At 74.5% G+C, this 3483-nt stretch carries 5 protein-coding genes; 3 read left to right on the top strand and 2 right to left on the bottom strand.

Features of this window, described 5'->3' with window-relative positions; translation table 11 throughout:
- On the bottom strand, positions 1 to 202 hold a 202-nt coding region (locus CWIS_RS08140), incomplete at its 3' end, for a LysR family transcriptional regulator (RefSeq protein ID WP_156186600.1).
- A gap of 125 nt (positions 203 to 327) precedes the next feature.
- On the opposite strand from CWIS_RS08140, the gene CWIS_RS08135 reads away from it, so the two are divergent.
- Entirely contained in the window at positions 328 to 924 is a 597-nt protein-coding gene (locus tag CWIS_RS08135) for a LysE/ArgO family amino acid transporter (RefSeq protein ID WP_048342768.1), read from the top strand.
- 15 nt (positions 925 to 939) lie between these two features.
- Here the strand turns inward: CWIS_RS08135 and CWIS_RS08130 are convergent, their stop codons facing one another.
- Positions 940 to 2622 carry an ABC-F family ATP-binding cassette domain-containing protein gene (locus tag CWIS_RS08130; protein ID WP_048342767.1) on the bottom strand — a complete coding sequence of 561 codons (1683 nt, stop codon included), beginning with the start codon at positions 2620 to 2622 and terminating at the stop codon, positions 940 to 942.
- Between the two features lie 86 nt (positions 2623 to 2708).
- Here CWIS_RS08130 and CWIS_RS08125 point away from each other — a divergent pair, with 86 nt between their 5' ends.
- Together CWIS_RS08125 and CWIS_RS08120 are read left to right on the top strand one after the other, a co-directional pair.
- A complete protein-coding gene (locus CWIS_RS08125; RefSeq protein WP_048342766.1) occupies positions 2709 to 3143 on the top strand; it encodes a DUF5709 domain-containing protein in 435 nt (144 codons plus the stop codon).
- Between the two features lie 93 nt (positions 3144 to 3236).
- Positions 3237 to 3483 (top strand): hypothetical protein (locus tag CWIS_RS08120; protein ID WP_048342765.1); only part of this gene is annotated, 247 nt, incomplete at its 3' end.

Here is a 3483-nt window from a genome sequence, read left to right as displayed (position 1 = left end):
GACGGGCGAGCACGGCTCCGGGCTCGGTCGCCCGGCACGGGCGCGCCCGGACGACGAGCACGCGCCCGGCCTGCTGCTCGAGCGCGCGCACGCGCTGGCTGACGGCGGACGGAGTGACGTGCAGCCGGGCCGCCGCCGCCTCGAAGGTGCCCTCGTCGAGCACCGCCGCGAGCGCACGCAGCTGTGCGCGGTCGAAGTTCATGGCGCGGTCGACGTTCATGGCGCGGTCGACGTTCCTGGCGCGGTCGACGTTCATGAAGTGATGCTAATGCTCCTGCAGAAACCTGAGATGGACTGCACCTGGCGAGCGCCCTTAGCGTCCTGCGGGTGATCCCCTCCCTGGCTGCCGGCTTCCTCGCGTGTCTCGGCCTGATCGTCGCGATCGGCGCGCAGAACGCCTTCGTGCTGCGCCAGGGCATCCGCCGCGAGCACGTCGTCCCGGTCGTCGCGCTGTGCACCGTGGGCGACCTGCTGCTGGTGTTCGCCGGGATCGCGGGGCTCGGCCCGCTCGTCGCCGCCCACCCGACGGCGCTGAGCCTGACCCGGTGGCTCGGCGCGGCGTTCCTCGCGTATCTCGCCGTCGTCGCGCTCCGGCGCGCCCGACACCCGGCGCGGCTCGACCCCGCCGCCGAGGGCCCTGCGTCGCGGCGCGCGGTCGTCGTGACGTGCCTGGCCCTGACGTTCCTCAACCCCCACGTGTACCTCGACACGGTCGTGCTGCTGGGGTCGCTCGCACACCAGCAGAGCGCGGTGTGGGCGTTCGGGGCCGGGGCGGTGCTCGCGAGCGCCACCTGGTTCAGCGCGCTGGGCTTCGGGGCGACGCGCTTGGCGCCCCTGTTCGCACGCCCGCGTGCGTGGCAGGTGCTCGACCTCGTCGTCGCGCTCGTCATGGCCGCGCTCGCCGTGACGCTCGTGGTCGCCTGACCACGAGCGCCACGCTCAGCGCACGCGTGCGACGCGCCCCGCGTCCCACACCGGCTCGGGCGTCTCCCGGACCGAGCCGTCGGCGCCGAAGACCAGGAACCGGTCGAACGTGCGCGTGAACCACCGGTCGTGGGTGACCGCGAGCACGGTGCCCTCGAAGGCCGCGAGGCCGTCCTCGAGCGCCTCGGCCGAGTGCAGGTCCAGGTTGTCGGTCGGCTCGTCGAGCAGCAGGAGCGTCGCCCCGCCCAGCTCGAGCAGCAGGATCTGGAACCTCGCCTGCTGCCCGCCCGAGAGCGTCTCGTAGCGCTGCTCGGCCTGCCCCACGAGCTCGTAGCGGTCCAGCGCGCGGCTCGCCTGCTCGCGGCCGAGCCCCGAGCGGTGCCCGTCCCCGCGGTGCAGCACCTCCAGGAGCGTCTGACCCACCAGGTCGAGGTGCGTGCGGTTCTGCGCGAACCACCCCGGGCGCACGCGCGAGCCGAGCACCACCGAGCCCCTGTGGGCGACGGGCGCCACCACGACGTCGTCCGCGGGCTCGTGCTCGGGCCCCGGGTCGGAGCCGCCGGCAGCGAGCAACCGCAGGAAGTGCGACTTGCCCGAGCCGTTCGAGCCGAGCACCGCGACGCGCTCGCCGTAGAAGACCTCGAGGTCGAACGGCCGCATCAGCCCGGTGAGCTCGAGGTCCCGCGCGACGACCGCGCGCTTGGCCGTCCGGCCGCCCCGCAGACGCATCTTCACCGACTGCTCCTGGACGCGCACGGCGGGCGGCCCGGCCTCCTCGAACTTGCGCAGGCGGGTCTGCGCGGCCTGGTAGCGCGAGGCCATGCCGTCGTTGAACGTCGCGCGCTGCTTGAGCGTGAGCACGAGGGCCTTGAGCTTGGCGTGGTCCTCCTCCCAGCGGCGCAGCAGCTCGTCGGCCCGGCTGCGCCGGTCCTCACGCGCCTGGTGGTAGGTGCCGAACCCTCCGCCGTGCACCCACACCGAGGCGCCCGCGGGCGACGGCTCGAGCGTGGCGGCGTGCGTGGCGACCTTCGCGAGCAGCTCGCGGTCGTGGCTCACGAGCAGCACGGTCTTCGACGACGCGACGAGCTGGTCCTCGAGCCAGCGCTTGGTCGGCACGTCGAGCGCGTTGTCGGGCTCGTCGAGCAGGAGCACCTCGTCGGGGCCACGCAGGAGCGCCTCGAGGACCAGGCGCTTCTGCTCGCCGCCGGACAGCGTGCGCACCTCGCGGTACTGCGCGCGCTCGAACGGGATGGACAGCACCGCGTCGGTGACCTGGTCCCAGCCCGCCTCGGCCTCGTAGCCGCCCACGTCCGCCCAGTCGACGAGGGCCTGGGCGTAGCGCATCTGCGCCGGCTCGTCGTCGACCTCCATCATCGCGAGCTCGGCGGCGGCCAGCTCGGCCGCGGCGTCGGCCACCGCGCGCGGCGCGAGCGAGGCGAGCAGGTCACGCACGCTGCGCTCGTCGTCGATGCGGCCCACGTCCTGGCGCATGACACCCAGGCCGCCGCTGCGCGCCACCGAGCCGGCGTGCGGCTGCTCGTCGTCCGTGACGATCCGCAGCAGCGTGGACTTGCCGACGCCGTTCGGCCCGATCAGCGCGACGCGCGCACCGTCGGCGACGCGGAACGTCACGTCGTCGAGCAGCGGTCGTCCGTCGGGCAGGACGTACCCGACCCCCATCACGTCCAGGTGGCCCATGCAGGCCAGTGTGCGGCGCGCACGACGAGCGGACCAAGGACTTTGCGGGGGTGGCGACCTGCGTCACTCGGTGACATCGTCGTGACATGAGCGACACGCCCGGCACCAGCTTCGACCCGGCCACGGGTTCCGACGGCGACAGCGACCAGCTCTCGCGCGAGGACACCCTGATCGAACGCGGCGTCGACGACCTGCTCGACGAGGGCTACTCCCCGCCCGAGCGCGACAACCGCTCCCACTACGGCGAGACCCCGTGGGAGGAGAAGCACCGCGAGACGATCGACCAGCGCATCACGCAGGAGGAGCCCGAGGTCTGGGAGGCCCCGCCGCGCGTCACGGGCGACCGCGAGCAGGACCGCGCGGGGCGCCTCACGGCCGACGACGACGCGGTCGAGGCGGGCGGCACCGACGCGTTCGCGCGCGACGAGGGCGTCTCGGGCGGGGCCGCGAGCGCCGAGGAGGCCGCGATGCACCTGGTCGACGAGGTCTACGTCGACCAGAGCTACCGCGACGAGGACTGACGGCGCCTCCCCCGCGCTCAGCCGAGCGGCACCACGCGAACCCGCACGCGGAACCCGTTCCCCCGCAGGTCACGATCCGATAACGTCCGGTTCGTGGCGATTCCCCCGATCGACCCGCGGCGCCGCGACCTGCGCCGCCACCACGCCTGGCGACGCGCCCGCGCGACCCGCCGCCGTCGCCTCGCCGAGGCCGCGGCCACCCTCGCGGTGGTGGTCGTCGCCGTCCTCGGCGTTCCCCTCCTGCTCGCCCCGGGCAGTGGTGCGGGCGGCGGCTCGGGTGCCGAGCAGCTCCGGGCCACGGGGGTGAGCGCCGGTGCGGAGGCGCCCGACCGGCCCGGGG

Origin of the sequence: Cellulomonas sp. A375-1, from assembly GCF_001040865.1 — a bacterium.
Classification (GTDB): domain Bacteria; phylum Actinomycetota; class Actinomycetes; order Actinomycetales; family Cellulomonadaceae; genus Cellulomonas; species Cellulomonas gelida.
The sequence above is the reverse complement of the archived record's forward strand: the minus strand, read 5'-3'. Positions and strand labels throughout refer to the sequence as shown.